Origin of the sequence: Secundilactobacillus odoratitofui DSM 19909 = JCM 15043 (assembly GCF_001434895.1) — a bacterium.
GTDB lineage: Bacteria > Bacillota > Bacilli > Lactobacillales > Lactobacillaceae > Secundilactobacillus > Secundilactobacillus odoratitofui.
The window spans coordinates 265,524-291,850 of the sequence record NZ_AZEE01000028.1; the positions used below are offsets into that span (position 1 = coordinate 265,524).

Here is a 26,327-nt window from a genome sequence, read left to right on the forward strand (position 1 = left end):
GCATCGTTATAATAATAAAGTTGCGTTAGGAGGATATTGAATTGAAATTGTCGTTAACCGAGCTTCAAAAAGACTATCGGCACGAACCACTCAAATTCGATGACACCCTTGAGCTCGCAGAAGCTTTGAAGGAACGTTATCCTGATGAAGTTCTTGACGTAACCCCAGTTCACATCAAAGGTATGGCTAGTGTTGATCAGAATGGTGATGCATTACTTTACGCGCACATCACTGCAACGCTCACGGTACCTTCCACTCGGTCATTAGCGCCCGTTGAATTGCCAACTAACTTTGATATTAACGAGTTTTACGTTGCCACTCAGGCAGCATTGAACCGTTATGAGAAGACGGATGTAGTTCTCGTCGTTGAAGATGATACGATTGATGTTGATAAAGCAGTTGCTGACAATTTGCTGTTGCAAATTCCGATGCAAGTTTTGACGAAAGCTGAACGGGCTGATCAACCGTTACCAGAAGGTAAGGGATGGTCGGTATCATTAGAAGGTTCAGACGAGTCGTCAGATTCTAAATCAGTTGATCCACGTCTTGCGAAGTTAGCGAACTTCTTTGACCAATCCTCAGAGAAGGGCGATTCGTAGGACTTTTAAATATTTCACTAGTGGATAATTTATTTTAAAGGAGGTGTTTACCTTGGCAGTTCCAGCACGTAAAACGTCTAAGACGAAGAAGCGTATGCGTCGAGGAAACATTAAGTTGCAAGTACCTAATTTAAGTGCTTGCCCAAACTGTGGTGAATTACGTCAATCACACGTTGTTTGCCCAAATTGCGGCTTCTACGATGGCCGTCAGGTTGTTAAGACTAACAACTAATTCAATTTAAAAGAAGTAATCAAGAGAACCGCGGTCTCTGATTACTTCTTTTTTTGTGCACTTTTTAGGTCCGGCGACAATCGATTGAAGGTACAAGTGGTTTACCTGGTGTGTCACCAAAATGATCAAGGTAGGCTCACTGCCTCTGCCGGATCGATTGAAATTGTCTGAACCAAAAAAGTCCCACGGGGGATAACCTCTGCGGGACTCATCTTGATTAAATGAGTTAAACTTTTAAATCAGTGTTGAGATTAAAGGGTTTCTTTAGTAAAGTCAACAACCATCCGGCCGACGATTTTACCTTCCTTCATTTCGTCAATAATATCGTTGATTTCACTTAAACGACGAGTTTGAACGATTGGGTGGACTAAGCCTTCTGCACCAAATTGGAAGGTTTCAGCAAGGTCTTGACGAGTCCCAACCAATGAACCAGCAACTTGAATCCCATCCAGAACAGTTTTAGCAATGTTTAATTCCATGTTACCTTGTGGTAGCGCAACGGCAACCAAGCGACCATCTGGACGAAGGGCGTTGACAGATTGCGTAAAGGCAGCTTTATTAACGGCGGTAACTTGGGCATTGTTAACACCACCGACTTGTTTTTGAATTTCTTCGGCAACGTCTTGTGTGTGGCGGTTAATTAAGATGTCAGCACCGTTTTCCTTAGCGGCTTTAAGCTTATCTTCGTTACCATCAACAGCGACGACGTGGGCGCCAAAGACGTGCTTAGCATATTGAATGGCCAAGTTACCAAGACCACCAGCACCAACAACTTCAACCCATTGACCAGGCTTAGTTTCACCAACTTTTAACGCCTTGTACATCGTAACACCGGCACAAGTTAAACTAGTGGCTTCAACTGGGTCCAAACCTTCTGGCACCTTAACCGCGTAGTTAGCATCCACGATAACTTGTTGGGCCATGGCACCGTCAACAGTGAAACCAGAGTTTTGCACGTTTCGGCAAAGCGTCTCACGACCAGTTAAGCAATATTCACAATGGCCACAGCCTTTGAAGAACCATGCAATGGAAACACGATCGCCGACTTTAAGGTTTTCAACGTCATCAGCAACTTGTGAAACAATTCCGACACCTTCGTGACCAATGATCCGGCCAGGGAATTTACCAAAGTCACCTGCAGCAACGTGTAAATCAGTGTGACATAAACCACAATACTCCACGTCTACCAATGCTTCACCGTGACGAATTGGACGGAGAGTAACATCTTTAATATCGACATAACCATCTACTGAATCTCGAACAACTGCTGCTTTCATAATTAAATAACCTCTTTCGTTTATGATTTCACAATGTCATTTAACCACAGGTTTACTAAAAATACAAGTGATATTTTGAGCAATCATATTAATTTTCAAAAACTTTTAACTTTTAGAAAACGGTTACTTTCCAATTCTAATCAATTTCTTGCCACCTTTAATCAAATTTTGAAATATTAACTTCAATTTCACAAATAAATTGAATATTTTTGGTTACTTGTTCGCTAATTTTGTCGAGATATAGTATGATTAGAAGCGTAATAATGCTGATTATATGGTACACTGTAAGGCAGTGTGTCAGAAGTCATACAAACTGTTTTATACAAAAAAAGAATAAGAGGAGTTCGTTAAAGATGAGTCGAATTTTAATTATTGAAGATGAAAAAAACTTAGCTCGTTTCGTCGAGCTAGAACTAAAACACGAAGGTTACGAAACCGAAGTGCAATTTAATGGTCGAACTGGTCTCGAGGCCGCTTTGGCAAATGATTTTGATGTTATTCTGCTTGACTTAATGTTACCCGAATTAAATGGGATCGATGTTGCTCGTCGGATTCGCGAAGTTAAGAGCACCCCAATTATTATGATGACCGCTCGTGATTCAGTGATTGACCGTGTTTCCGGCTTCGATCATGGTGCCGATGATTATATCGTTAAGCCATTTGCCATTGAAGAATTACTGGCACGGGTTCGGGCGTTGCTACGTCGGATTCACATTGAAAGCGAACAAAAAGACTTTAAGCAGACCACAGTGACCTATAAAGACCTGACGATTGAAAAGGAAAACCGAGTTGTGCGTCGCGGTGACGAAGTCATCAACTTAACTAAGCGCGAGTATGAACTTCTATTAACTTTAATGGAAAACGTGAATGTTGTTTTGGCCCGTGACGTCCTTTTAAACAAGGTCTGGGGTTACGAATCAGAAGTCGAAACCAACGTGGTTGATGTTTACGTGCGTTACTTACGTAATAAGATTGATCGCCCAGGTGAAAAGAGCTACATCCAAACTGTACGTGGAACTGGGTACGTGATGCGTTCATGAGTGAAACAACGATTAATGACACAACCGTCAAAAAACGACACCGCTTGTCGGTCAAGTGGAAGTGGGCGCTGGGCAGTGCAGTCGGCGTTTTTCTTATCTTCTTAGCATTTTCAATTTTACTATTTAAAGGCATGTCAGGGGTGCTTTTGCAACAAGAACGCACCCACGTGAATAATACAGTTGACACTGTAATCAGCCGCGTTGATAATCTACAAGGCCATTTCAATAGCGATTCGGTTAGTGATGCGTTGCAACCGTCACTTAGCCAACCAAGTGGTTCAATATCGGATAACGCTAATATTTATCAAAATTCACTGATTACTGATCTTTCACGGGACAGCACTGGTGTCACCGTGTACAATGCCAAAAAAGAAATTGTTTTCAAATCGCGTAAAAATCAATTAGACGCTAAACATCTTAAAAACAAGCGTGAAGTTCGCGTGATGTCAACCAACTCGTTCGACGGCCTAGTGGGACAAGCGCCAATCTATGCAGGCCAAAGTCACAAACTATTAGGTTACGTGCAAGTTACAAATTCCATGTCTGAATATAAGTCAGCGCTTAATCGGTTCATTTTGATCTTGATTGTGCTGGTCATTTCGGCCATGTTTGTGGCATCAATCTTTAGTTACGTGCTGGCAGATATCCTATTGAAGCCCATCATTGGTCTTAATCAAACCATGCGAGCTGTCCGTGAAGACCCACAATCGGATGAACGGGTGACTGTCACAAGGCGCAATGATGAACTTTCTGATTTAAGTGAACTATTTAACGATATGCTTGATCAGATGCAGCGCTATATTGATCAACAACAGCAATTCGTTGGCGACGTTTCTCACGAATTGAGAACGCCGGTTGCAGTAATTCAAGGCCACATCGAACTGTTACAACGATGGGGCAAAGATGATCCAGAGGTTCTCGACGAATCTCTGACAGCTGCAATGCAAGAAACCAAGCGCATGCAAAGCTTGGTCACTGAAATGCTGGATTTGACCCGTGCTGAACAAATTGAAATCACAATGAATCACGAAACGTCCGATGTAAAAGAAGTGGTCAATCAAGTCTTTAATGACTTCAAAATGATCCATCCTGATTTTACGTTCATTTTGGATGACGATGTCCGTGGTCATGCTTACTCACAGATTTACCGTAATCATCTGGAACAAGTTTTGATTATTTTGCTGGACAACGCCGTCAAGTACTCCGTGAAGCGTAAGGAAATTCACCTCTCGCTGTCATCTAGCGGGCATGTTGCTCAAATTGCTGTCCAAGATTTTGGTGAAGGGATTTCACAAGAAAACATGGACCGGGTCTTTAACCGCTTCTATCGAGTGGATAAGGCACGTAGCCGCAACAAAGGTGGCAACGGCCTGGGCCTTTCCATCGCTAAGCGGTTAGTAGAAGCCTACCACGGTAAGATTGGCATCGAAAGTGCACTTGGGCATGGTTCGATTTTCCAAATTGAACTGCCATTGATTTCAGAGGCGCTCAAGATCCAACTTGATCATGCCAAAGAAGAAGACGAGGAAGAACGCACTGTCACCGAGCCTTTATCCACCAACTTAGGTGCAAACCCAACTTCATCATCAACCAGTATTCCGGGTGTGTATCGTGCTACGGATGACCCGTCAGCAACACCGACTGAGTCAACCCATGATGATGATAAACCACTGGAATAATGCAATCGATTCAAAAAGCTCGCCAAACTGTGGCCAATCACGTTTGACGGGTTTTTTTATTACTTAATTCTTTATTTTATTAACAATTCTCTTAATTTTCACTAGAATCACAGCACAGAATCGATTTAGTGCGTATAGTAGTATCAGTTTCATAGACCTATTCGTAGATCGGAGTGACAAACATGGACAGTATGATTTGCCCAAACTGTGGCCATACAATTCCAAATAATGTAACATTTTGCCCAGACTGTGGGGTAGATTTAACACAGTCAATGACCGATACCCTGGGTGATTTTACTTCCCGAGATCAACAGCGCGAGAATCAAGATAGCCAACCCGGTCGTACTCAAAGTCGGCAACAACGGTTAAGCGATAGCTGGCAACATCGTTTAATACCCAATTTAGCCCATCTCAAACAGGTTTGGCAATTCATCTTGAATAATACCATCGTTCTTTTAGCGGTGTATCTCGTTTCGTTAATTTTTAGCAATTGGCGCTGGGCGATTTTGGTCTTATTCTTGATTACCAGTTATCTATTTCCACTGTTAACCGGCCGAACGGCTTTTTTCGGCCACGGTCCGATAGCGCAACCGTCAAGGACACCACTAGTCGGACCTCAAGAAGAGAGGCAACCCGCTAACTTCCAATCAGAAGCGCATCCAGCAGGACAGCCAATCCCAACACCTAAGCAGCATCGAAGTCGTCGAATATTTTCTAACAGCGAGTTTAAGATTGGTAGTGTCATCCTGATTCCAAGCCTGATTGGTTATCTTGTGGCTAAACAGGTGATTGGGACAACCACTCAGTCAATTTTTAACCGAAGTGGCCTTGGGATGACTGCCAACGTGTATATTATCTGCTTAGGCGGTTTAGGTATCGCGGTTGCGATGGTTCTCGGTGGCTTTTTAAAGGGTCTGATTGGGCATCCGCGTGGTGGCCAACGTTTCAAACGCTGGGGATTAGGTGTTGCAATTTTGACTATTCTGTTAGGGCTTGCGCTCTATCAAAATGCCAATACAGGCAACTTATCCACTTCTGCCTCACTGGTTGACACGATTGGTAAACCATTAGTGACCTGGTTACCATGGGGCGCAGGTATCGCATACGTTGTGGGGATTTTTAAAAACTTGATCACACCCCAGAGTATCGCAAGGTAATGATATCTTTTCAATTCAAAAAAGGCGTCTCACATTCAAGTGAGTCGCCTTTTAATATATTCGATAGAAAATCGATTAATGGTGTCTTTGTTTACCAGCATTTCGATTCCGGTTATGGTTTGAACTTGGTTGATCAGTTGCTGGCGTGTCAGCAGGTGTCACAGTGGCTGCGACTGGTTTAGGTGCAGCTGGAATCTTGGGTGGGTTCTTTTTCATTTCGGCCTCAATTTCGCGACGAATTCGTGGACGATACATGTTAATAATCAGTGTTTGGATACATGCAAAAATACCACCGATAAAGAAGTAAAGCCCAAGCCCAGCAGGTGTCGAGATCGTGAAGAATAAGATCATGACCGGGCTAATGACCATTGTGATCCGCATTTGCTTACGTTGTTCGGCTGGCATACCAATCATTGATAGGTAGCCTTGGAGTAAGTAAGACAAGAACGACAAGATTGCCAGTAAGATTGATGACTTACCAAGCGGAATGCCCATGAATGAAGATGAGGCCAATTCTGGTGAGTATTGAATGGCGGCATAGAGGGCAGCAAAGATTGGCATTTGAATCAGTAATGGTAAACAACCAATCCCGCCAGTCATACTAATACCATTCTCACGGTATAATTGCATCATTTGCTGACCGGCAGCAGCTTGTTCTTCCTGAGTAGTCGCCGCTTTTTGCCGTTTTTGGATTTCAGTTAAATGAGGCTTAATAGCCGCCATTTTTTCTTGTTGGACCGTTGAGTTACGTAGTTGCTTGACCATCACTGGCAGCAAGACCATCCGCACGACCACGGTGACCACAATAATTGCCCAACCATATGAATGCCCTAATAAATTAGCTAGCCATTCCATAACGTGTTGGCCGGGAACAGCCAAATAGTCATAGACAAGGCCGTACGGTTTGCCACTCTTAGTTCGTTGGACACACCCACTTAAAAGTAGTAACAGGGCGCTGAGTGCTAGGCCCAATTGAATCGGTTTCTTGGATTTCATTACGCTTTATTCAATTCCCTTCTAAAATCGTCTACATATTATAGTAACAATTCTTTTAAAGATAACAACAGGATAAATACTACTTGATATGGCGGGGGTTTTCAATCGGTAATCTGAAATTTTTTGAAGTTGGCCTCTGGTTCTTTTGAAATGGTGACGTTTGAAACGGTGGCGTATGGACTAGGGGATGCTTTAATTGCCTGCAAGAATTCATCTAGTTGCGCTTGTGGGGCTTGGGCGCGAATCGTTACGGAACCATCGGCTTCGTTTTTGACCCAACCGACGATGTGTAATTGACGCGCTAGTCTTAAAGTTGTCCATCTAAACCCAACACCTTGAACGTGTCCTTGAACCGAAATAATGACGGATTCCATCAAAATCACTCCTTATCGTGATATTATGTACCATGGTAACAAAAATCGGAAAGAAGAGGCAGCACATGATTGAAAAGATATCATCTACTCAAAACGCAAAGGTAAAAAAATGGCAACATTTAACCACTAAAAAAGGACATCAAAAATACCATCAATATCTTGTTGAAGGTTGGCACATCGTCGGTGACGCAATAACTGCCGGCCAACCAATTGTTCAAATTGCTGCAACACCTGCTCAATTAGCACAACATCAGGCCCAATTACCGGCTAACGTCGAGGTGTTTGAGATTAATGACGACATCGCCAAAAAATTGTCAGATACGGTGACGCCACAAGGCATTTTTGCGGTGGTTGAAATTTTAGCGCAACAGCACGTTAACGCGACTGAGGCGACTGGCGGCTGGTTGTTACTGGATCGAATTCAAGATCCCGGTAATATTGGTACCATGGTTCGAACAGCAGATGCGGCTGGTTTTACAGGAGTTGTGTTTGGTCAAGGTACTTCAAGTCGATACACGCCGAAGGTTATCCGCGCGATGCAAGGTAGTCAATTTCATATTCAGCTCACTGAAGGTGATTTGTCAGAATGGGTCACGGACTTAAAGCAACGAGGTATCGCGGTTTACGGGTCTGCACTAGATGAACACGCACAAGATTATAGTGCTGTTGAGCCAACCGCTGATTTAGGATTGATCATGGGTAACGAAGGCCAAGGCATGTCAGCTGAGTTGATGGCCGCCACCACTCAAAATCTCTACATTCCAATTAAGGGGAATGCCGAGTCCTTAAACGTAGCAGTGGCAGCTGGTGTATTGATGTTTCAGTTAAACGCTAACTTAAGGTAACTTTTAAGATTAAAAGGGTGTTTTTCTTGCATTCTTGTGGTATGTTGAGTATAGTTACTAAAATGAACTTACTTAAAGTAAAGGAAGCGTTGTATGACACGAAATGATTGGCGTCAAGATTCAGAGTACGTTGCCTTAGTCAGTGATTTGTTGGCCAAGCCAGAGGTTCAAAAACTGGCGAACTATACCCAACATCACCACTCAAACCGATTAGATCATTCAATTTCGGTTTCTTATGACAGTTATCTCATTGCCAAAAAACATCATCTAAACGTTCGTGTGACAGCACGCGCTGGCTTGCTTCATGATTTGTTCTATTACGACTGGCGGACAACTAAGTTTAACTTAGGGTCACACGCATTTATTCACCCACGTGTCGCGCTTCGCAATGCTGAGAAGCTGACGGAGCTTACACCGATGGAAAAAGACATCATCTTAAAACACATGTGGGGTGCTACTGCAGCACTACCCAAGTATCGCGAGAGTGTGATTGTTAGTTTGGTTGATGATAAAGAAGCCGTGACCGAATTTTTCTCACCATTGGAAAAACGATTTACCGTTTGGCGTAAGCAACACTTAAGTCGAGTATTAAATTTATTAGATAAGTAATCAAGTCGTTAGGGGGTGTCAGAATGGATCAAGTTGTTGATAAGACAATCGATGCAGCTCAATTTGAACTCTGTCCTAAATTTGAATGGACGTTCTCGATTTTAGGTAAAAAGTGGAATGGTTTGATCATTGACGTTTTACTGAACTTAGGACCACAACGTTTTAAAGACATTGCTAGTAAAGTCACCAAGTGTTCGGATCGAGTACTGGTCGAACGGCTTAAGGAACTTGAAACTGAGGGAATTGTTATGCGTCGAACTTACAGTAATTCCTCATTAATTGAGTACGCCTTAACTGAAAAAGGGCAAGATTTAGCTGATGTGATGTGTTCAGTGCACAGCTGGTCAGAGAAATGGTGTCAACCAGAAAACACTTCTGAGGTTGACCAATGCCACCAACCGCTGTAAACTAGTGATTGTGCAAATTATAAATGCAATGATAAAAGAGTAGTAGAGCGGTCGTAATCTCAGAGACGAGCACATTTAGTGGAAGTGTTCGGGTTACTTAGTTTGAATTCACTTTTTGAGCAGAGATCGGGCGTTAGTTGCTAACAAATGGTCTTCCGGTTAATGACCGTTAAACAATTACCAAGTGTACTTTTAATAAAGTAAACAAGGGTGGTACCGCGAAAGCTTCGTCCCTTTTATGGGGACGGGGCTTTTTTATTTGATTAAGGAGGTCAGTTATGACACTAAAGGATCAATTAGAAAAAATTCGTCAAGAACGACGAGAAAGTATTAAAGAAGTAGGCGACTTAAAGGGCCTAGATGCCTTGCGGGTTGAACTACTTGGTAAAAAAGGTCCAATCACGCAGGCTTTACGTGGGATGAAAGATTTACCTGCGGAAGAACGGCCACAATTTGGCCAGTTTGCCAACCACGTCAGAGATGAATTGCAATCGGCAATCGAAGCTAAGCGTGATGAACTCAAGCAAGCAGTCTTAAACAAGCGACTACAGGAAGAAAAAATTGACGTGACGCTACCTGGCAAACCGGTAGCACAAGGTCAACCACACGTTATTCAACAAATTGTTGATCAAATCGAAGACCTTTTCATCGGCATGGGTTACCAAGTTTTGTCTGGTCCTGAAGTCGAAGAAGACAAGTATAACTTCGAAATGATGAACTTGCCAAAGGATCATCCAGCCCGTGATATGCAAGATACTTTTTACATCACAAAAGAGATTTTGATGCGGACACAGACTTCACCAATGCAAGCCCGGACGCTTGAAAAACACGACTTTAGTCAAGGGCCACTTAAGATGATCTCACCAGGCGTTGTTTATCGTCGTGATACCGATGATCCAACTCACTCACATCAGTTCCACCAAGTGGAAGGAATTGTGATCGATAAGCACATCACCATGGCTGACCTAAAGGGCACTTTACAATTAGTTGCTCACGAGTTATTTGGTGACCGTTTTGATATTCGTCTGCGTCCAAGTTATTTCCCATTTACGGAACCATCTGTCGAAGCTGATATTACTTGCTTCAACTGTGGTGGCAAGGGTTGTGCGGTATGTAAGTATACTGGCTGGATCGAAGTACTTGGTGCCGGTATGGTGCACCCAAACGTGTTAAAGATAGCTGGTGTTGACCCAGAAGTCTACGGTGGCTTTGCCTTTGGCTTAGGTCCTGATCGATTCGCAATGCTGAAATACGGGGTGGACGACATTCGGAATTTCTACTTGAATGATGTTCGTTTCTTGACCCAATTTTCAAAGAAAGGATAATTAGCCGAAATGAAAATCTCTTACAGTTGGTTAAATGAGTATTTAGACCTTAAAGTTGCACCCCAAGACTTGGCAGAAAAGATTGAACGTTCTTCCGTTGAAGTTGATGAAGTCGTTCAACCAAGTGCCGGCTTGAAAAAAATCGTGGTTGGTAAAATTATGTCAATGGCGCCACATCCCGATTCAGATCACCTAAACGTTTGCCAAGTTGATATTGGCGAGGATGAATTATCGCAAATTGTCTGTGGTGCACCAAACGTTGAAACGGGCAAAAAAGTGATTGTGGCTCTACCTGGATCACGCATCGCAAATAACGTTAAGATTAAGCGTTCTAAAATGCGTGGTGTCGTTTCAAACGGCATGATTTGTGCACTGGACGAAATTGGGTTTGAAAAGGATGTCGTGCCAAAGGAATGGTCAGAAGGCATTTACTTCTTGCCTGAAGACGCAGAAATTGGTGCACCGGTCTACTCATACATTGGTATGGACGATTACTTGATTGATGTCGATGTGACACCTAACCGTGGTGATATGCTGAGTGTCTACGGTGTTGCCAACGATCTTGGTGCCATTTACAACCAAACACCAAACTTAAATCACCCAAGTGTTGAAGAAATTGACACTGCTACCAGCGATAAAGTTCAATTAGACGTTGATGATCAAGTAGCACCAATTTATAAGATGCGCATTGTTGAAAACGTTAAGATTCAAGCCAGTCCACTTTGGTTACAAATCAAGCTGTGGAATGCGGGGGTTCGGCCCATCAATAATGTGGTCGATGTCACAAACTACATTTTGATTAAGTACGGGCAACCGTTGCATGCTTTTGATTACAACAAGTTTGACGGTAACGTGGTCACAGCTCGTTATGCAAAGGCCGGCGAAACCTTAACCACTTTGGATGAAGAAGAACGAGAACTAGATCCTCACGATATCGTGATTGCTGATAGCCAAAAGCCAATCGCTTTGGCCGGTGTCATGGGAGGACTAAACTCCGAAATCGATGATCAAACGACAACTGTTGCCATTGAATCAGCCGTCTTCACACCAACTTTGATTCGGAAAACAGCGCAACGTCATAATTTGCATACCAGCGCCGCACAACATTTTGAACGTGGTGTGAACCGCGGCGGTGTTGAAGAAGCCTTGGACGCTGCAGCTCAAATGATGCACGAATTAGCAAATGGTGAAGTCTTGTCTGGCATTGAAACTGGTGCCAGCTATGATGTTAAAGATGAAGTGATCGACATTACGTTGACCAGAATCAACCATGTTTTGGGCACAACGCTAACTGCCGATCAAGTTACTCAGATTTTCAAGCAACTTGGGTTTGGTGTATCACTATCTGATGAAACCTTTAAGGTTACGGTGCCACCACGCCGTTGGGATATTCACATTCCAGCCGACTTGCTCGAAGAAGTTGCCAGAATCTACGGCTATGATGAAATTCCAGCCACGTTACCAAGTGGTCCAACCACCCTTGGTAAGCTGACAGAAAAGCAGGTCTTGATTCGGTCTTCTCGTCAATTATTAGAAGCATTGGGCTTAAATCAGGCCATCTCATACTCGCTTACAACGGCTGATAAAGCTGGCCATTTCATGATGCGTGATAGTCATGAAACTGAACTCAGTTGGCCAATGACGGCTGATCATACCACACTGCGGATGAACTTGATCAGTGGTTTGCTCGATGATATTGCCTATAACAACGCGCGTCATGTCAAAGATGTTGCCCTCTATGAACAAGGTCGGGTCTTCTATAAGGATAGTGCCGATCAAGTTCGCCCGAGTGAAGTCGAACACATCGCTGGTGCTGTGAGTGGTCAATTAGTCGTTGACCCATTACGAAACGCCAAGGCTAACGCCGTTGATTTCTACCAATTAAAGGGCATCGTTGAACAGTATTTGACCAACCTTGCAATTAAAGGTGACGTTGAATTCGTTGCAACTGACCGGTATCCAGAAATGCACCCAGGTCGTACGGCTGACATTTTGATCCACGGTCACAACGTTGGCTTCATCGGCCAGATTCACCCATTGACCGCTGAAAGTTATAAGATCAACGAAACTTATGTTTTTGAGTTGAACTTAGATGCTTTACTTGAAATGCCGAAGGAAATGAATCAATATCAGGCGATTTCTAAGTATCCGGCAGTGACTCGTGACGTCGCTTTACTGGTTGATAAAACCGTTACGAATGCTGAAATTTTGGCTCAAATCAACAAGCGGGGTGGTGCTTACCTGAAGTCAGTTCACTTGTTTGACGTTTATGCAGGTAAGAACGTTCCGAATGGCAAACAATCGCTCGCCTATACCTTAACTTACCAGAACCCGCAAGACACGTTAACCGATGATGAAGTTAACCAAGCGTTTGAAAAGGTTCAGGCAACACTTGTGAAGGAACTTGGCGCAGAAATTCGCTAATCACAACCAAGTCTTAATCCACGAATCCGGATATCTGATTGATTTCCGGATTTTTGTGTGAAAACAATTCAACTTGGTATGGCTGTACACTTATCGAAATTCTTAAGTTGCTGAATTCTTACTGCATTACCAATTAAAATCTTGTATAATGGTGCAGATATTGAAATATGGAACGGAGGAACTACTTTGGATAACGATAAGCAATCCACACCCAACTCATCAAAAAAGAAGCTCTCAATTGGTCAAAAAATCATTGCGGGGGTTGTTTCAATTTTGGTGGTGTTGTTGGTCGTGACTGGGATTGGCTTTTACAATTACTTCCAGTCAGCCCTTAAACCACTCAATCCAAAGAGTCAACAGGTGGTACAAGTAGACATTCCGATGGGGGCGTCTAACAATAAAATTGGCTCAATTTTACAACAAAAGGGCATCGTTAAAAGTGGGATGGTCTTCAACTACTTTGTTAAATCCCATAATTACGCCAATTTTAGAGCCGGCTACTACCAATTAAAGTCCTCGATGACTTTGACCCAAGTTGCTAAACGTTTGCAACAGGGAGGCAGCAGTGAACCAATCCAAAGTACGAAGGGTAAAGTGTTAATTCAAGAAGGCGTTGGCATCACCGATATCGCCAAACGAATTGCTGCAACTACGGACTTCAGCAAGGAAGAGTTCTTGAGTTTGATGAAGGATCAAACCTATATGAAACAACTGGCTAAAAAATATCCAGCATTGCTTTCATCAACCATGGCTTCAAAACAAGTCCGTTATCGTCTCGAAGGGTATCTCTTCCCAGCGACTTACGTTGTCAGCAAGCACATGTCACTGAAGCAGTTGGTAAACCAAATGGTTGCCCATACTAACGAAGAGTTAACGCCATACTACAAGTCAATCAAAAAACAAAAATTGACGGTTCAAGAAGTTTTGACATTAGCCTCACTAGTTGAACGAGAAGGGGTTACCCAACCGTCTCGTCGAATCATTGCCGGTGTCTTCTTTAACAGAATCAAGCAATCGATGCCACTCCAATCTGATATTTCGGTTGAGTATGCATTAGGTCGCCACAAAACCCATTTATCAACCAAGGATCTTCAAACGGATTCACCATATAACCTCTATAAATACGCCGGTTTTGGCCCTGGTCCATTTAACAATCCAAGTTTATCGGCCATCAAAGCGGTCTTAAAACCAGCGGATGAAGATAAGGGTTATCTCTATTTTGTTGCCAATACAAAAACCGGCAAAATTTACTTCTCAAAAACACTTGCAGAACATAACCAAAAAGCCAATAAGCTTTCAAAAGTGAACGGTAATTAATTGACGCGAAGGGAATAATGTTTAAAATGTCAGCACAATCAAAACCAGTGATCATCGGTGTTACAGGTGGTTCAAGTAGTGGTAAGACCACTGTTAGTCGAGCAATTTATGATGAATTAGCCAACGAATCGATCATGATTCTGCAGCAAGATGCTTATTACAACGATCAGGCCGAGATGTCGATGGCCGAACGCAAGGCCGTTAACTATGATCACCCGTTAGCCTTTGACACGGACTTACTTGTCCAACAATTGCAACAGCTTCGACAGAACCAGTCCATTGAAGTGCCAGTCTATGATTACACGAAGTATACTCGAAGCCCAGAAACCGTGCATCAAGACCCTAAAGACGTGATCATTGTTGAAGGCATCCTGATTTTAGACGATGAGCGCTTACGTGATTTAATGGACATCAAAGTTTTCGTTGATACCGATGATGATATTCGCATTATTCGGCGAATTGAACGAGACATTAAGGAACGTCAACGTGACTTAGACGGCATCATCGATCAATATCTAACTACGGTGAAACCAATGTACCATCAGTTTGTGGAACCAACTAAACGGTACGCCGACTTGATCGTACCTGAGGGTGGCGAGAATCAAGTGGCGATTGATTTATTAACCACTAAAATTCGCTCAATCTTATTACAAAAAAAGAATGGGCGTCACGAATAAATTGTAATTTATGTTAAATGTGCTTGCATGAATGGGTTTGCCATGATATTGTAGGCGACAGACAAATAATTAAGTGTAACGAGGTGCTATTTTGGCTGAACAAAAAACGTATCCAATGACCGCCGATGGTAAGGTCAAATTGGAAGCAGAACTTGAAGATTTAAAATTAAACAAACGTCCAGAAGTCATCAATCGGATTCAAATCGCCAGAAGTTATGGTGATCTTTCCGAAAACTCAGAATATGAGTCAGCTAAGGACGAACAAAGTATGCTTGAAAGTCGAGTTAAGACGATTGAGCACATGTTGCAATATGCAGAAGTGATCGACAACAACAAGACTGATAAAGATGAAGTCACTGTTGGCAAAAAGGTCACCTTCAAAGAACTTCCTGATGAAGAACCAGAATCATATACGATTGTTGGCGCTGCTGAAGCAGATCCAATGTCAGGTAAGATTTCCAACGACTCACCAATCGCCAAGGCCTTATTGGGCCACCGCATTGATGAAGAAGTCACAATCGCAATTCCAGCGGGTGACATGAAAGTGAAAATTTTAGACGTTCAATCAGCCTAAGAAATTTCACAAACTTATAAAGCTTAATTCATAAAAAGTCGCTCGATGAGGAGCGACTTTTATTGTATGTACACTCGTTCCGCAGGTAAGACCAAAATAGTTTGGCATGGATCAGCTAAAAAAGGTAATGTTGATATTTATTTAAGTGCCCATTGGCTAAATTGGCTAAAAAATCTACCAGCAAACACTGCTGTCTCAGTAGCTATGTATGCTTTATTGTCTCTTGCTGGTGGACCAGCTGGCGGTGTTGCGGCCACCACCCTTAATTTTTTATTAGGTAAGGTTGTAAAATTAGTCCTTGATGAAAATATTAAGCATTTTAAAACCGGGAGAGTTGTCAAATTTCGGGGCTGGAAATATAAAGGGATGATCCACCAATAGATTAGGAGTTAATCATGATTAATATGAAGTCAATAAAAGAAAGATTTGCTACACAGTTTACCCATAAATCGTCTCGTATTATGCAAATAATAGCCGGTACTGCGTTAGTTTTAGCAATCGGGTTAAACTTTTTTAGGCCAACTCATCATTTTACAATTGGACTAATCTCGTTTTCTTATTTTATGTGTGTTGACTTACTTATTTATCGCCTCTGCAAAACAAACCTAAATCTAATTCTATGTCTTATTTTAGGCATGCTACTTCCTATTTTTTTATTTCTGCCAATATTGATAGCATTAGCCTTTGCTGCAGGTTATTAAATTAACGGTAAGTTAACCTTAACTTGCAATTATGATTGGTTATAAAGGAACTGGGACAAAAACTTCACGCCAGCAAAAAATGAACCGTAAAATCCGAAACTATAGGATTCTACGGTTTATTTTATTGTTAGGCGAGACTTTTGTCCCAGCACTTATCCAATGTGTTGCAAAGATCTGTTACTTTTTAAAATGTCCGAAAAATTGGTTATCAAGGATGAAACCAATAATCAGACACGCACTCCCGGCCACTTTAAAAGGCCAAGTCGTTGAATTGATTAAAATAATCAGTCCTGCAAAGAAGATTAAAGATGAAATTGATTGAAGTTTCATAATTTTTTGCCTCACTTAGTATTTAATGCCAACGTTACACATCCTATATTTTGCTGGCTTTTGAATTTATCAACTGTAACTTATATCGTAGTGTTACAGCTACTCGCGTTTACCTGCAGTAACTTTTTAATTATAATTTTTTAAATTTATTTTGTACAGTTATTTAGTCTATTGCTTGATAAGTTGATTACGCATTTCTTTTGCAAGCAAAGAAAAAAAGTAAACTTGATTGCTGGAAGTGATGTTCATGAAAAAATCTAGTATAGGTTTAATTGTCTTATGCTCATTTTCAACAGTCGCTCAGACTGCAACTTATCATATTTTGAAAAGTAAATATCCGTCGTGGAAATTTAGCTGTGCTGTTGTCATATTGTTGCTTTAAAGCCTTTATCAGTCTCTAAGTGAAATGAATGGCGTTGATTTCTTGCCTTTTTGTGAAATTCAATGTATAAATGAAGATAATGAAAGCGCAACCATGCAGAAGGAGAATGTATTCATGAAAATTACTGTAACGGATCAAGCAAGTAAGTGGTTCCAAGACGAGATGGGCCTTTCTAATGGTCGAGGCGTTCGCTTCTATGGTAAAGTTTACGGCAAAACACCCGTTCATGATGGCTTTTCACTGGCGTTAACACCTGATGACCATCCAGATAAACCATATGCCATTGCCCAAAAGGATGGCGTTAATTACTTTGTTCAAGAAGATGATCGTTGGTTCTTTAAAGGCTATGATTTAGTGATTGACTACGATGCAAGTGCGGATAGTCCTCAGTATAATTACGTTGAAAATGACGAGCTTTGATTCTGATGGCGTTCAAAAATAACTCGTGGAATTCTCTGTGAAAATAATAGCGCATCATAGGGGCGTATAAGACCCTTATGATGCGCTATTTATCATTCTAGAAATGATATTTTTAAAATCAAATGTCAGTGGCTACGTAAAACTTAAAATCGAGAGGTCAACGAAGTTTTCCGCTTCCACCAGTAGATGGTGATGCACAGACCAACACTAACTAACGAAACAAGTAAACCGAGGTTAAAAAGGGGTGGCCAGTAATGCATCTGAATCTGATGCTGTCCTTTAGTTAACTTCAGGGCCATGAAGGTGCCAGCAACTTGAATCGGTTTGGCACGTTTTCCGTCAACGGTGACGTACCAGCCTTTACTGTACGGAACAGTTGTCATCAGTGTGGCATGAGCAGACTTAATCGTGACGTTACCCGTGAGACTACTTTCGTTATAACTTGTGATTTTAAGTGGTGATTGATTGAGCTGCTTCACGCCTGTTTGGAACTGTTGGTTATTGAACTGATAGAGTGTGAAATTTTGTAACCATAATGAGCCCTTTTTCATCGTTAATTGCAGTTTGATTTGTTTACCTTTTTGGTGATTGGCAACGTTGACCACAACCGTGTTGCGGTAGGTTGGGTACTGACTTAACGTATGGTTGTTCATCGTGATGGTGACGTTATCATCGTTCATATTCGCACCTAGCGTCAAGTAGTAGGCGTCATTGCTTTGTGGCGTGAAGTAAAACGTGATGACACCAGGTTTAACCAAATTTGATTTTTGAAGAATTGCGCCAGTTAACTTAGTTTGTTGCTTGACGTTTTGGAAGACGACCCGGTTAAAGTTCGACGCGGTAAATAAGTGTCGATCCTTTGAACGGCCGGTAAGCGCCGCCCACAAGTTAGACTGGTACTGAGTTGGGTCCTTAGTGGTATTTTTCAACGTTGTAATTTGATTGCTAGCAACAAATCCTAGTGGTAAGGCATTTTGGTTCTTGTAGGTGGCAATCAAGCCATCCTGACGTATTTTTTGGTAACTGGCTAAATCAGCCCGGGTTGAAACGGTGTTAACAATGCTTGACGATAGCGGTGATGACGCTGAGCTCGATGCAGATTGCTGGTTTAAGAAATACCGCATATTCAACAGTGAATCGCTCAGGAGCGTGCCATTCGTATAGGTGACAAACCCATCGCCATCTGGTTCGCCAATGTTACCCATAAAAGTCGGCATACTCTTCTCAAGTGTAGAAGAGAACACCGAACCGCCATTGAATTGGCCGGACAGTGGGTCGTTTTTAGTCCGCATGAACGTTGGTGTCATTCGATACCAACTTTGATCAGAGGAAGTGACCGCTTTGGCTTGTTTAGCCAGAACCTGTTGGTAATTTTGATATTCCGGTTCAGTTACGTAGCTAATGTGGTTTAAACTGGTTGCTGCATTACTGGTCAATTCAATCATTGCAAAACTCACAAAGGCCAACTGATAAACCCAGGTTCTTTTATTCGGTAGGGCAATCAGGCAACCCGCGGCAACGAATAACAGACCACCAATCACGATTTGGTTACGGCTCAAAAAACTAAATTGTTTGAGATCTAACCAAACGTAGGCGATGACCATACCAACAATCAAGGTAATGATGCCAATTTGCCAGAGTTTTGGTGAAAAATCTGGTTGAAGTGTGTTGGCCGCCAACCAAATCAACCAAAAACTTACGACAAAAGAGAATCGGTAGGGGTACCAAATTGGAAATTGCATGCCGTGCCAAAGTAAGTCCAACGGTTCAAAACATAGCGATAGTGCCAAAATTAACGTGACGCCACCCGCCAACCAGCGCGTCCGACGGGGTTGCTTTTTTTGCATAAAAAAGAGTAGTGCGCCTAAAATCGCAATACTACCAATGAATAGGTTTGGCGTTCCCTTAGGCATTTGGTTGAAATTGAAACTGCCGAGGAAAAACTTGGCAACCATTTTGGTTGGAAAATATTCAAACTTGGCTGACCAGTCAGTTTGAGTATACTTGGTTTTACTTAAACTCAATGCATACCATGTTGGCAGTAAGGTCACCGCAGCGATGCCACCAGCCAGCAATGAACTGACAATAAAGCGTCTAAGTTGAATTAAACCTTGACGTAATGTCGTCCAGTTAGCCAACCAACGCCACAAGAAGAACAAACCGGTAAACAAGCAGACCATATAAGCCATATAGTAGTTAATAATTAGTAGGGCAGCCAGCCAACCGACATAAAAGCGCATGCGCCCAATGGTCATCAACTGCATGAGTCCCCAAATAACCAGTGGTAAAATAACAATGGCATCCAACCACATTAAATTGAGTTGGTTGGCAATCATCCAGCCCATCAACGCATAACTGGTTGAAAAAGCTAAAACTGGCAAATGGGGCTGCACCTTGGTTTTAATCAAAAGCCAAGCAAAACTTAGCCCAGCAGCGCCGTACTTTAATACCGTTAGCCAAAAAATGGCCGTTGGTAAGTTATGATCGCTAAAAACCAATAAAATCAGGTTGAATGGACTTAATAAGTAGTAAGTCCAGACACCAAACATTTCACCCCCCAAAGCTTTTTGAAAGGTATAAAACAGCCCACTTGGGTCGTTCAGCAAGGTGTGGCGGAAATAGGCAAAAAAATCGACGTATTGCTGACCTAAGTCAACCGTTAATAACGTTGAGTTGCCAAAGGGGGCCATGTGACGATATGCAAAATAACTACCCATTATAAGTGCTGGTATCAAAAAACTTAACGACAGCAACGTTAGTTTTTCGTGTTGTCGAATGGTGCGAATAAGTGCTTTCAAAAACAAACCTCCGATAATCTAGTATCATTGTTGATCAATCGTTCACCCTTGAGTGCTGACGAACCGATTTCACACAGGTGAGACTACTCGCTAATTATTTCATTATAGCAAGAATCATTTCAATCGTTTTGAATAATCGCCAGGTTTGACTGAATTTTAAACGTCAATATGTAAAATACGACTAATTAGGTGCCATTTTTCTGAGGTTCAATCCAAATTTACGGGTGCATCCAGTATCAGAAGTACCCACCAGCACGCCAGTTGCACAGGTGTTAAACAATTTCATTCCTAAAAAAGCATAAAAAGTTTTAAAACCGCTCAAGGTGAATGGTTTCGTTAGGTGAATTCTGTTAGAATAATGAAGTTAGATAAGGAGCGTTCAGGACATTGAAAAATTTCTTTAGTCGATTTACTCAACACCAAACGCAGCGCAATAAATCATCCACAACAGCTCAAATTCCATTTCGGATGAATTTTTTATTCATTATTGTGGGTCTTTTATTTGCCGCGTTAATTGCACAATTAGCTTATTTACAGATTCTCCACGGCACACAGTTAAAAGCCGAAGTTAATCGAACAGATAGTACAGTCGAAACCAACAACGTCCAACGTGGGATGATTTTCGACTCAACTGGTCGGGTTTTGGTTGGTAATAAAACCCACCAAGCTATTAGCTATACCAAAGGCGTTAACGTACTTTCGGGTGATATGTACAAAATTGCCAATCGACTTGGTCAATATTTGACGGTGCCAACGGGGAGTTTGACCAAACGTAACCGGGCTGATTATTACTTAGCCTCATCAGCTCGACTAAATAAGGTCAAGTCCCATATTTCCGGTATCGATAACATGACCAGTTCGGCTGCAACGGATAAGGAACTTCAATATATCTACGCACATCCATCCGAATTTAAGTTAACTAAACAACAAACCAATAATGCGATGATTTATGCCAAGATGAGTGGTGCTTATTCACTTTCAACGACTTACATCAAAGAAACCGGTGTAACGAGTAAGGAACTGGCTGAAGTTGGTGAACACTTAGGCGAAATGCCGGGGGTCAAGGTTGGTACCAGTTGGACACGTGATTATCCGTACGGCAGTTCATTGAAGAGTATCTTGGGTACCGTTTCATCGGAAAAGGTTGGGTTACCAGATAGTAAAGTTAACCAATACCTTGCCCAAGGCTACTCACGTAATGATTCTGTTGGTCAAAGTTACCTTGAGGAACAGTATGAATCCGTTCTACGAGGAACTAAGTCGCAGACGGATGTGGAAGTTTCAGGGACCAAGATCATGAAGGAAGTCAAAAAGTACGGTGGTAAGAAGGGTGATAACCTACAATTAACCATCAACGCTGGCTTCCAAAAGAAACTTCAAAGTTTGGTTCGCTCAGCTGAAGCTGGTGCTGGTGGCGATTCTACTGGGGTTTATGCTGTTGTGATGAATCCTAACACCGGTGCAGTTATCGGTATGGCAGGGGTCGATCGCAATCCTTCAACTGGAAAAGTGACGACCAATGCATTAGGTACGATCAATAGTTCAATCACCATGGGGTCAGTCGTTAAAGGTGCCATGATTTCTGGTGCCTTGATGGACGGTGTCATCACACCATCCAACAACACCTTGACCGATATGCCAATTACCGTTGGTGGCACTAAAAAGGCATCATGGTTTAATAAGAATGGTGGCGCCAATATGGCAGTGAACGCTTCAACAGCGCTGGAAGTTTCTTCTAACTCATACATGATGCAACTGGCCATGAAGGAAGGTAACTTCAATTACACTTCAGGTGCGGCATTGACGATGAGCACAAGTATTTTTAGTAAGTTGCGTGGTTACTTCAACCAATTTGGGTTGGGCGTCAAAACTGGCATTGACTTACCAGGTGAAACAACTGGGATTGCCGGTTCAAGTTCTAAAGCCCACATTGGGAACGCCTTAGACGAATCATTTGGTAACTACGATGCTTATACGACCATGCAAGTTGCACAATATATGTCAACCATTGCCAACGGTGGTTATCGAATCCAGCCACATTTGCTATCATCAATTCGTGGTACGAGTAAAAGCGGTGGTCTGGGTGCAGTTAAAGCATCTGTGACACCAACCGTGTTAAACGAAATTGACATGACGGCAGCTCAACGTAGATTGGTTACTGAAGGGTTGTACGATGTGGTGCACGGTACCAACACTTATAAGACTGGTGGCGAGTTGTCCTCAATCAAGCCTGAAATTTCGGCTAAAACTGGGACTGCCCAAACCTACTATAAGGGGACTGAGACCGTCACCTTGAGTTTGGCGTCATACGCACCATCGACGCATCCACAAGTCGTCGTTGCACTTGCAATGCCAAACCTGAACTACAACGCCGAAGATAATAACATGAAGTTGGCCAAACAAATTTACTCTGCATATTGGAGTATGGTTCAGTCAACCTCAACCATTAATTCGACAAGTTCTTCAAGCTCTAGTTACTAATTTGCGGTTTAAATAAACGACAAGCTACACAAAACTGTTCGTCTGTTGACGGGCAGTTTTTTTGCTGATGATCACCTTTGAGTGCGATACTAAACCATTTTTTAGAGCTGTAAAGTAAATTTACTTAACAAATATGATAATTAGGCTGGTAATTATTCTGAATAAATGATAAAATACTACGAGTTAAGGCTTTATGCCAAATCTTAAATACGTAGGGAGGTCAGAAGCCATGCGCGTACACATTACGTTAGAATGTACCGAATGTCACGAACAAAACTACTTATCAAGTAAAAACCGTCGTAACAACCCTGACCGGGTAGAACTTAACAAGTATTGCCCACGTCAACACAAGGTGACATTACACAAGGAAACAAAATAAAGGCATAGGCGATGAGCCTGCGCCTTTTTTATTTTAAACATGAAGGAGCGAGAGGATGGCAACCAAAAAAGCAGTCCGCGAACAAATCATTGCGTCATTATCAAATATGCCCGATGACGTTCGACAATTCCAAGCAGGAACCTTATATGAGCGTTTATTTGCCTCTAAAGAGTGGGAACGCAGTCAAACGATTGCCGTGACCTTATCAACTGGTTTTGAGCTTGATACGGCACCAATTATTGAGGCCGCAAAACAGGCCCGCAAACAAATTGTGATTCCAAAAACTTTTCCGGATCGACAAATGGTGTTTGTGCCACTAACTGACGCCATTCAACTCACTAAGTCTAGTTTTGGTATCTTAGAACCTGAAAATGGGACTCCAGTTGCTAAAGACCAGATTGATCTAGTGGTGGTCCCGGGACTTGGTTTTACCAATTCGGGCGAACGACTCGGCTTTGGTGGGGGCTATTACGATCGCTTCCTAGCAGATTATCAAGGTAAGACTGTGACTGTTGCATTTGATGCACAAGTCTTTAAAACACCAAAATGGCGGGTTTATGATCACGATATTTTGGTACAACACGTCATAACAAGTCACTAAGGGGGCAATGTATGCAACAAGTTAAACGGTGGTTAGCAGGGCCTTACATGACAGTTGGTTTGATCATCATCATGGTATTAGTCTATGGTGCCGAGACAGTTGCCGGTGGTGCCAGTAATTCAAACGTCCTAATTGAATTTGGTGCAAAGGTTAACGTTTTGATTCAAGATGGTCAGTGGTGGCGGTTTATTACACCGGTTTTCCTACACGCCGGCTTTGAACATCTGCTACTGAATATGGTGACGCTATACTTTTTAGGTTATCAAATCGAAGCAATCTTTGGGCACTGGCGTTTCTTGGGGATTTTCCTGCTATCAGGTATTGGCGGTAACTTTGCTAGTTTTGCCTTTAATCCCAACGCCATTTCCGCTGGTTCAAGTACGGCCATTTTTGGCCTCTTTGGTGCCTTTTTGATGCTTGGTGAATCATTTTGGGAAAACCCCTATATTCGCCAAATGACCAAGACGTTTTTACTGTTTATCGCGATGAACTTAGTCTTTGGTTTTCTGTCAACTGGTATCGACTTGGCAGGCCATATCGGTGGGCTTATCATCGGTTTTCTGGCCGGATACATTGTCGGTGTCCCGAAAATAGGTCAAATCAGTTTCATAAAACGAATTTTTTCTGTAATCGTTACCATTCTGATGATTATTGGGCTATACTATTATGGCATTACGTTGTAAAATAATAGAAGATTGTGTGAGGAATTGGAGGATGTCGAAATGAAAACGCTCTATGATGTACAACAATTGCTAAAACAGTTCGGCGTCTACGTCTACGTGGGCAAGCGATTATGGGATATTGAAGTGATGGCGTTAGAGTTGGATCATTTGCATGACGCTAACTTGATTGACCATGCGACGTTCGCACACGCAAAACTCGTTTTAACACACGAACACCGTCTCGAAGAAGCACGTGAGAACACGAAATAAGTCTGGAGGAACAAAGTTCATGGCAAAGAGTTTGATTGGTATTGATTTAGGTGGTACAACCACGAAGATCGCATTCGTATCACGCGAAGGTGAGATCATGCAAAAGTGGAGTATCCCAACCGATGTTAGCGATGAAGGTAAGCATATCGTACCTAACATCATTGCATCACTTAAAAAAACAATGACGGATTCAGGTTACACTAAGGATCAATTTATGGGTATCGGCATGGGTACACCAGGTGCCGTTGATATTGAAGCCGGTACGGTGATTGGGGCCTTCAACCTGAACTGGAAAACGACGCAACACGTTCGCGATCAGATTCAAGCTGAACTTGGTCTTCAATTAGTGCTCGAAAACGACGCTAACGTTGCTGCTCTTGGTGAATTTTGGAAGGGTGCCGGTGAAAAAGATCAGGATGTTATTTTTGTAACGTTGGGTACTGGCGTTGGCGGTGGTGTTATCGCTGGCGGTCAATTGCTCCACGGAATCAATGGCGGTGCCGGTGAACTTGGGCACATTACTGTGCAACCTAACGGATATCAATGTACTTGTGGCAAGCGCGGTTGTCTTGAACAGTACTCTTCTGCTACTGGTATCGTGCACGTTGCACGTGACATGGCCGTTGAATTTACTGGTAAGTCACGTTTGAAGGAATTATTCGATAACCACGAAGAAGTGACTTCAAAGATGGTCGTTTACCTAGCAGATAATGGTGATATCTTGGCTAACCGGATCGTTGATCGTGTTTCGTTCTACCTTGGTTTAGCATTGGCTAACAGTGCTAACATTTTGAACCCAGCCAACATCATCATTGGCGGCGGTGTATCAGCAGCCGGTAACACGCTCTTACAACCAACTACGCGTTACTTCCAAGAAAACACCTTCCCAGCCGTTCGTGATTCAACTCGGCTTAAACTTGCACAACTTGGCAACGATGCAGGGGCCATTGGTGCTTCATCATTAGCTTTAAGATTTGAAAATGCACGTGCCTAATTAATTTTCCGTTTGAAAGGACGATACACATGGCAATTGTAGCAATGTCAACTATGACACTTTACACTATCATCTTGTTGATTTTACTGGTTGTGTTTGCGCTTTGGCGTCTCTATGGCGTCTACCAACGCAATCAAGCCGCTAAATTAATTGATGAGAAAACCTTCAAGGAAGGAATGCGCAAGGCCCAAGTCATCGACGTTCGTGAAAAGCGTGATTTTGACGCTGGCCACATTCTAGGTGCCCGCAACATTCCGTATTCAACAATGCGTTCATTTTACCAACAGATTCGTAAGGACCTTCCCGTTTATCTTTATGATCAAGGTAAAGAAATGAGTGCCCGTGCCGCAATTCTATTAAAGAAAAACGGTTACGAAGATATCTACATCCTCAAAACTGGTTATGCCCGTTGGGATGGTAAGACCAAAAAAGCGAGCGTTTAATTGATACGTATCAAATTAAGAGCGTCGCATCAAAAAGCAGCTAGGACATATTAGTCCTAGCTGCTTTATTCATACCTGTTTTAATGATGTGCTGAACGACTCTTACGAGCAGCGCGCTTTCGGTTGTCTTCTAAGCGTTCTTCTTCGTCTTCGATTGGTTCAACCACTTTTTTCTTAAATGAAAGTGCTGCGCCGGCAACTGCGCCAATCGTAGCAACTGTACCAAATAAAAATCCCTTTACAAAATGCTTCATTGTACAAGGCCCCCTAACAGGTTAAAATATGATTTGTTAACTACATTATGCAGGTTTTAACGTTAAATATCCAGTAAATT

Annotated in this window: 27 protein-coding genes and 1 other annotated feature; of the genes, 22 read left to right on the forward strand and 5 right to left on the reverse strand. The window is 42.3% G+C overall.

Annotated features, from left to right (window positions below; all coding sequences use genetic code 11):
- Window positions 1-41: 41 nt before the first annotated feature.
- Window positions 42-599, forward strand: a complete 558-nt coding sequence (locus FD04_RS06190) for a DUF177 domain-containing protein (protein WP_054699982.1) — start codon at window positions 42-44, stop codon at window positions 597-599.
- A gap of 52 nt (window positions 600-651) precedes the next feature.
- Window positions 652-831, forward strand: coding sequence for a 50S ribosomal protein L32 (rpmF, locus tag FD04_RS06195; RefSeq protein WP_054699984.1), 180 nt, complete (start codon window positions 652-654; stop codon window positions 829-831).
- Window positions 832-1,082: 251 nt separating this feature from the next.
- On the opposite strand, the gene adhP is transcribed toward rpmF, so the two are convergent.
- Complete coding sequence (gene adhP, locus FD04_RS06200; RefSeq protein WP_054699987.1) at window positions 1,083-2,108, reverse strand: alcohol dehydrogenase AdhP; 1,026 nt, start codon at window positions 2,106-2,108, stop codon at window positions 1,083-1,085.
- 353 nt (window positions 2,109-2,461) lie between these two features.
- On the opposite strand from adhP, the gene FD04_RS06205 reads away from it, so the two are divergent.
- From FD04_RS06205 to FD04_RS06215, 3 genes are all read left to right on the forward strand, one after another.
- Window positions 2,462-3,148 (forward strand): response regulator transcription factor, encoded by a 687-nt coding sequence (locus FD04_RS06205; RefSeq protein ID WP_054699989.1) that lies wholly within the window; start codon window positions 2,462-2,464, stop codon window positions 3,146-3,148.
- Complete coding sequence (locus FD04_RS06210; protein ID WP_082603154.1) at window positions 3,145-4,827, forward strand: HAMP domain-containing sensor histidine kinase; 1,683 nt, start codon at window positions 3,145-3,147, stop codon at window positions 4,825-4,827. Before FD04_RS06205 ends, FD04_RS06210 begins: the two co-directional genes overlap by 4 nt.
- A gap of 182 nt (window positions 4,828-5,009) precedes the next feature.
- The gene (locus FD04_RS06215; protein ID WP_082603155.1) at window positions 5,010-5,984 is read left to right on the forward strand and encodes a zinc ribbon domain-containing protein; all 975 of its coding nucleotides are present in this window, start codon (window positions 5,010-5,012) and stop codon (window positions 5,982-5,984) included.
- A 75-nt stretch (window positions 5,985-6,059) separates the two neighbouring features.
- Here the strand turns inward: FD04_RS06215 and yidC are convergent, their stop codons facing one another.
- Window positions 6,060-6,980: a membrane protein insertase YidC gene (yidC, locus tag FD04_RS06220; RefSeq protein ID WP_056947744.1), complete on the reverse strand. Its 921-nt coding sequence runs from the start codon at window positions 6,978-6,980 to the stop codon at window positions 6,060-6,062.
- A 101-nt stretch (window positions 6,981-7,081) separates the two neighbouring features.
- Window positions 7,082-7,354 carry an acylphosphatase gene (locus tag FD04_RS06225; protein WP_056947746.1) on the reverse strand — a complete coding sequence of 91 codons (273 nt, stop codon included), beginning with the start codon at window positions 7,352-7,354 and terminating at the stop codon, window positions 7,082-7,084.
- 68 nt (window positions 7,355-7,422) lie between these two features.
- Between FD04_RS06225 and FD04_RS06230 the strand changes: the two genes are divergently transcribed.
- The 10 genes from FD04_RS06230 (at window position 7,423) to FD04_RS06280 (ending at window position 17,365) form a co-directional block, all read left to right on the forward strand.
- On the forward strand, window positions 7,423-8,199 hold the full coding sequence (locus tag FD04_RS06230) for a TrmH family RNA methyltransferase (RefSeq protein WP_056948203.1): 777 nt from the start codon (window positions 7,423-7,425) through the stop codon (window positions 8,197-8,199).
- A 93-nt stretch (window positions 8,200-8,292) separates the two neighbouring features.
- Window positions 8,293-8,808 (forward strand): HD domain-containing protein, encoded by a 516-nt coding sequence (locus tag FD04_RS06235; RefSeq protein ID WP_056947749.1) that lies wholly within the window; start codon window positions 8,293-8,295, stop codon window positions 8,806-8,808.
- A 23-nt stretch (window positions 8,809-8,831) separates the two neighbouring features.
- On the forward strand, window positions 8,832-9,215 hold the full coding sequence (locus tag FD04_RS06240) for a winged helix-turn-helix transcriptional regulator (RefSeq protein WP_054699993.1): 384 nt from the start codon (window positions 8,832-8,834) through the stop codon (window positions 9,213-9,215).
- A 19-nt stretch (window positions 9,216-9,234) separates the two neighbouring features.
- Window positions 9,235-9,453, forward strand: a binding site (T-box leader).
- A gap of 40 nt (window positions 9,454-9,493) precedes the next feature.
- Window positions 9,494-10,540 (forward strand): phenylalanine--tRNA ligase subunit alpha, encoded by a 1,047-nt coding sequence (gene pheS / locus FD04_RS06245; protein ID WP_056947751.1) that lies wholly within the window; start codon window positions 9,494-9,496, stop codon window positions 10,538-10,540.
- 9 nt (window positions 10,541-10,549) lie between these two features.
- On the forward strand, window positions 10,550-12,964 hold the full coding sequence (pheT, locus tag FD04_RS06250) for a phenylalanine--tRNA ligase subunit beta (RefSeq protein ID WP_056947753.1): 2,415 nt from the start codon (window positions 10,550-10,552) through the stop codon (window positions 12,962-12,964).
- Between the two features lie 186 nt (window positions 12,965-13,150).
- Window positions 13,151-14,281, forward strand: a complete 1,131-nt coding sequence (gene mltG, locus FD04_RS06255; protein ID WP_056947755.1) for an endolytic transglycosylase MltG — start codon at window positions 13,151-13,153, stop codon at window positions 14,279-14,281.
- A 26-nt stretch (window positions 14,282-14,307) separates the two neighbouring features.
- On the forward strand, window positions 14,308-14,958 hold the full coding sequence (gene udk, locus FD04_RS06260) for a uridine kinase (protein ID WP_056948206.1): 651 nt from the start codon (window positions 14,308-14,310) through the stop codon (window positions 14,956-14,958).
- Window positions 14,959-15,049: 91 nt separating this feature from the next.
- Window positions 15,050-15,532: a transcription elongation factor GreA gene (greA, locus tag FD04_RS06265; RefSeq protein WP_056947756.1), complete on the forward strand. Its 483-nt coding sequence runs from the start codon at window positions 15,050-15,052 to the stop codon at window positions 15,530-15,532.
- A 66-nt stretch (window positions 15,533-15,598) separates the two neighbouring features.
- Window positions 15,599-15,913 (forward strand): hypothetical protein, encoded by a 315-nt coding sequence (locus FD04_RS06270; protein ID WP_056947757.1) that lies wholly within the window; start codon window positions 15,599-15,601, stop codon window positions 15,911-15,913.
- Between the two features lie 1,146 nt (window positions 15,914-17,059).
- Window positions 17,060-17,365 (forward strand): HesB/YadR/YfhF family protein, encoded by a 306-nt coding sequence (locus FD04_RS06280; protein WP_054699998.1) that lies wholly within the window; start codon window positions 17,060-17,062, stop codon window positions 17,363-17,365.
- 143 nt (window positions 17,366-17,508) lie between these two features.
- Here FD04_RS06280 and FD04_RS06285 read toward each other — a convergent pair whose 3' ends face one another.
- Window positions 17,509-20,163 carry a YfhO family protein gene (locus FD04_RS06285; RefSeq protein ID WP_235805662.1) on the reverse strand — a complete coding sequence of 885 codons (2,655 nt, stop codon included), beginning with the start codon at window positions 20,161-20,163 and terminating at the stop codon, window positions 17,509-17,511.
- 468 nt (window positions 20,164-20,631) lie between these two features.
- On the opposite strand from FD04_RS06285, the gene FD04_RS06290 reads away from it, so the two are divergent.
- The 7 genes from FD04_RS06290 to FD04_RS06315 all read left to right on the forward strand — a co-directional run bounded on the left by FD04_RS06290 (window position 20,632) and on the right by FD04_RS06315 (window position 25,993).
- The gene (locus FD04_RS06290) at window positions 20,632-22,644 is read left to right on the forward strand and encodes a peptidoglycan D,D-transpeptidase FtsI family protein (protein WP_082603180.1); all 2,013 of its coding nucleotides are present in this window, start codon (window positions 20,632-20,634) and stop codon (window positions 22,642-22,644) included.
- Window positions 22,645-22,873: 229 nt separating this feature from the next.
- Window positions 22,874-23,023 carry a 50S ribosomal protein L33 gene (rpmG, locus tag FD04_RS12330; RefSeq protein WP_082603156.1) on the forward strand — a complete coding sequence of 50 codons (150 nt, stop codon included), beginning with the start codon at window positions 22,874-22,876 and terminating at the stop codon, window positions 23,021-23,023.
- 55 nt (window positions 23,024-23,078) lie between these two features.
- A complete protein-coding gene (locus FD04_RS06295) occupies window positions 23,079-23,624 on the forward strand; it encodes a 5-formyltetrahydrofolate cyclo-ligase (RefSeq protein ID WP_056947761.1) in 546 nt (181 codons plus the stop codon).
- Between the two features lie 11 nt (window positions 23,625-23,635).
- Window positions 23,636-24,307: a rhomboid family intramembrane serine protease gene (locus FD04_RS06300; RefSeq protein ID WP_056947763.1), complete on the forward strand. Its 672-nt coding sequence runs from the start codon at window positions 23,636-23,638 to the stop codon at window positions 24,305-24,307.
- A gap of 39 nt (window positions 24,308-24,346) precedes the next feature.
- Window positions 24,347-24,556: a YqgQ family protein gene (locus tag FD04_RS06305; protein WP_054699999.1), complete on the forward strand. Its 210-nt coding sequence runs from the start codon at window positions 24,347-24,349 to the stop codon at window positions 24,554-24,556.
- A 19-nt stretch (window positions 24,557-24,575) separates the two neighbouring features.
- Window positions 24,576-25,550 carry an ROK family glucokinase gene (locus tag FD04_RS06310; protein ID WP_054700001.1) on the forward strand — a complete coding sequence of 325 codons (975 nt, stop codon included), beginning with the start codon at window positions 24,576-24,578 and terminating at the stop codon, window positions 25,548-25,550.
- A gap of 29 nt (window positions 25,551-25,579) precedes the next feature.
- Window positions 25,580-25,993 (forward strand): rhodanese-like domain-containing protein, encoded by a 414-nt coding sequence (locus tag FD04_RS06315; protein WP_056947765.1) that lies wholly within the window; start codon window positions 25,580-25,582, stop codon window positions 25,991-25,993.
- Between the two features lie 80 nt (window positions 25,994-26,073).
- Here the strand turns inward: FD04_RS06315 and FD04_RS12335 are convergent, their stop codons facing one another.
- Complete coding sequence (locus FD04_RS12335; protein WP_082603157.1) at window positions 26,074-26,247, reverse strand: DUF3042 family protein; 174 nt, start codon at window positions 26,245-26,247, stop codon at window positions 26,074-26,076.
- Window positions 26,248-26,327: the final 80 nt, after the last annotated feature.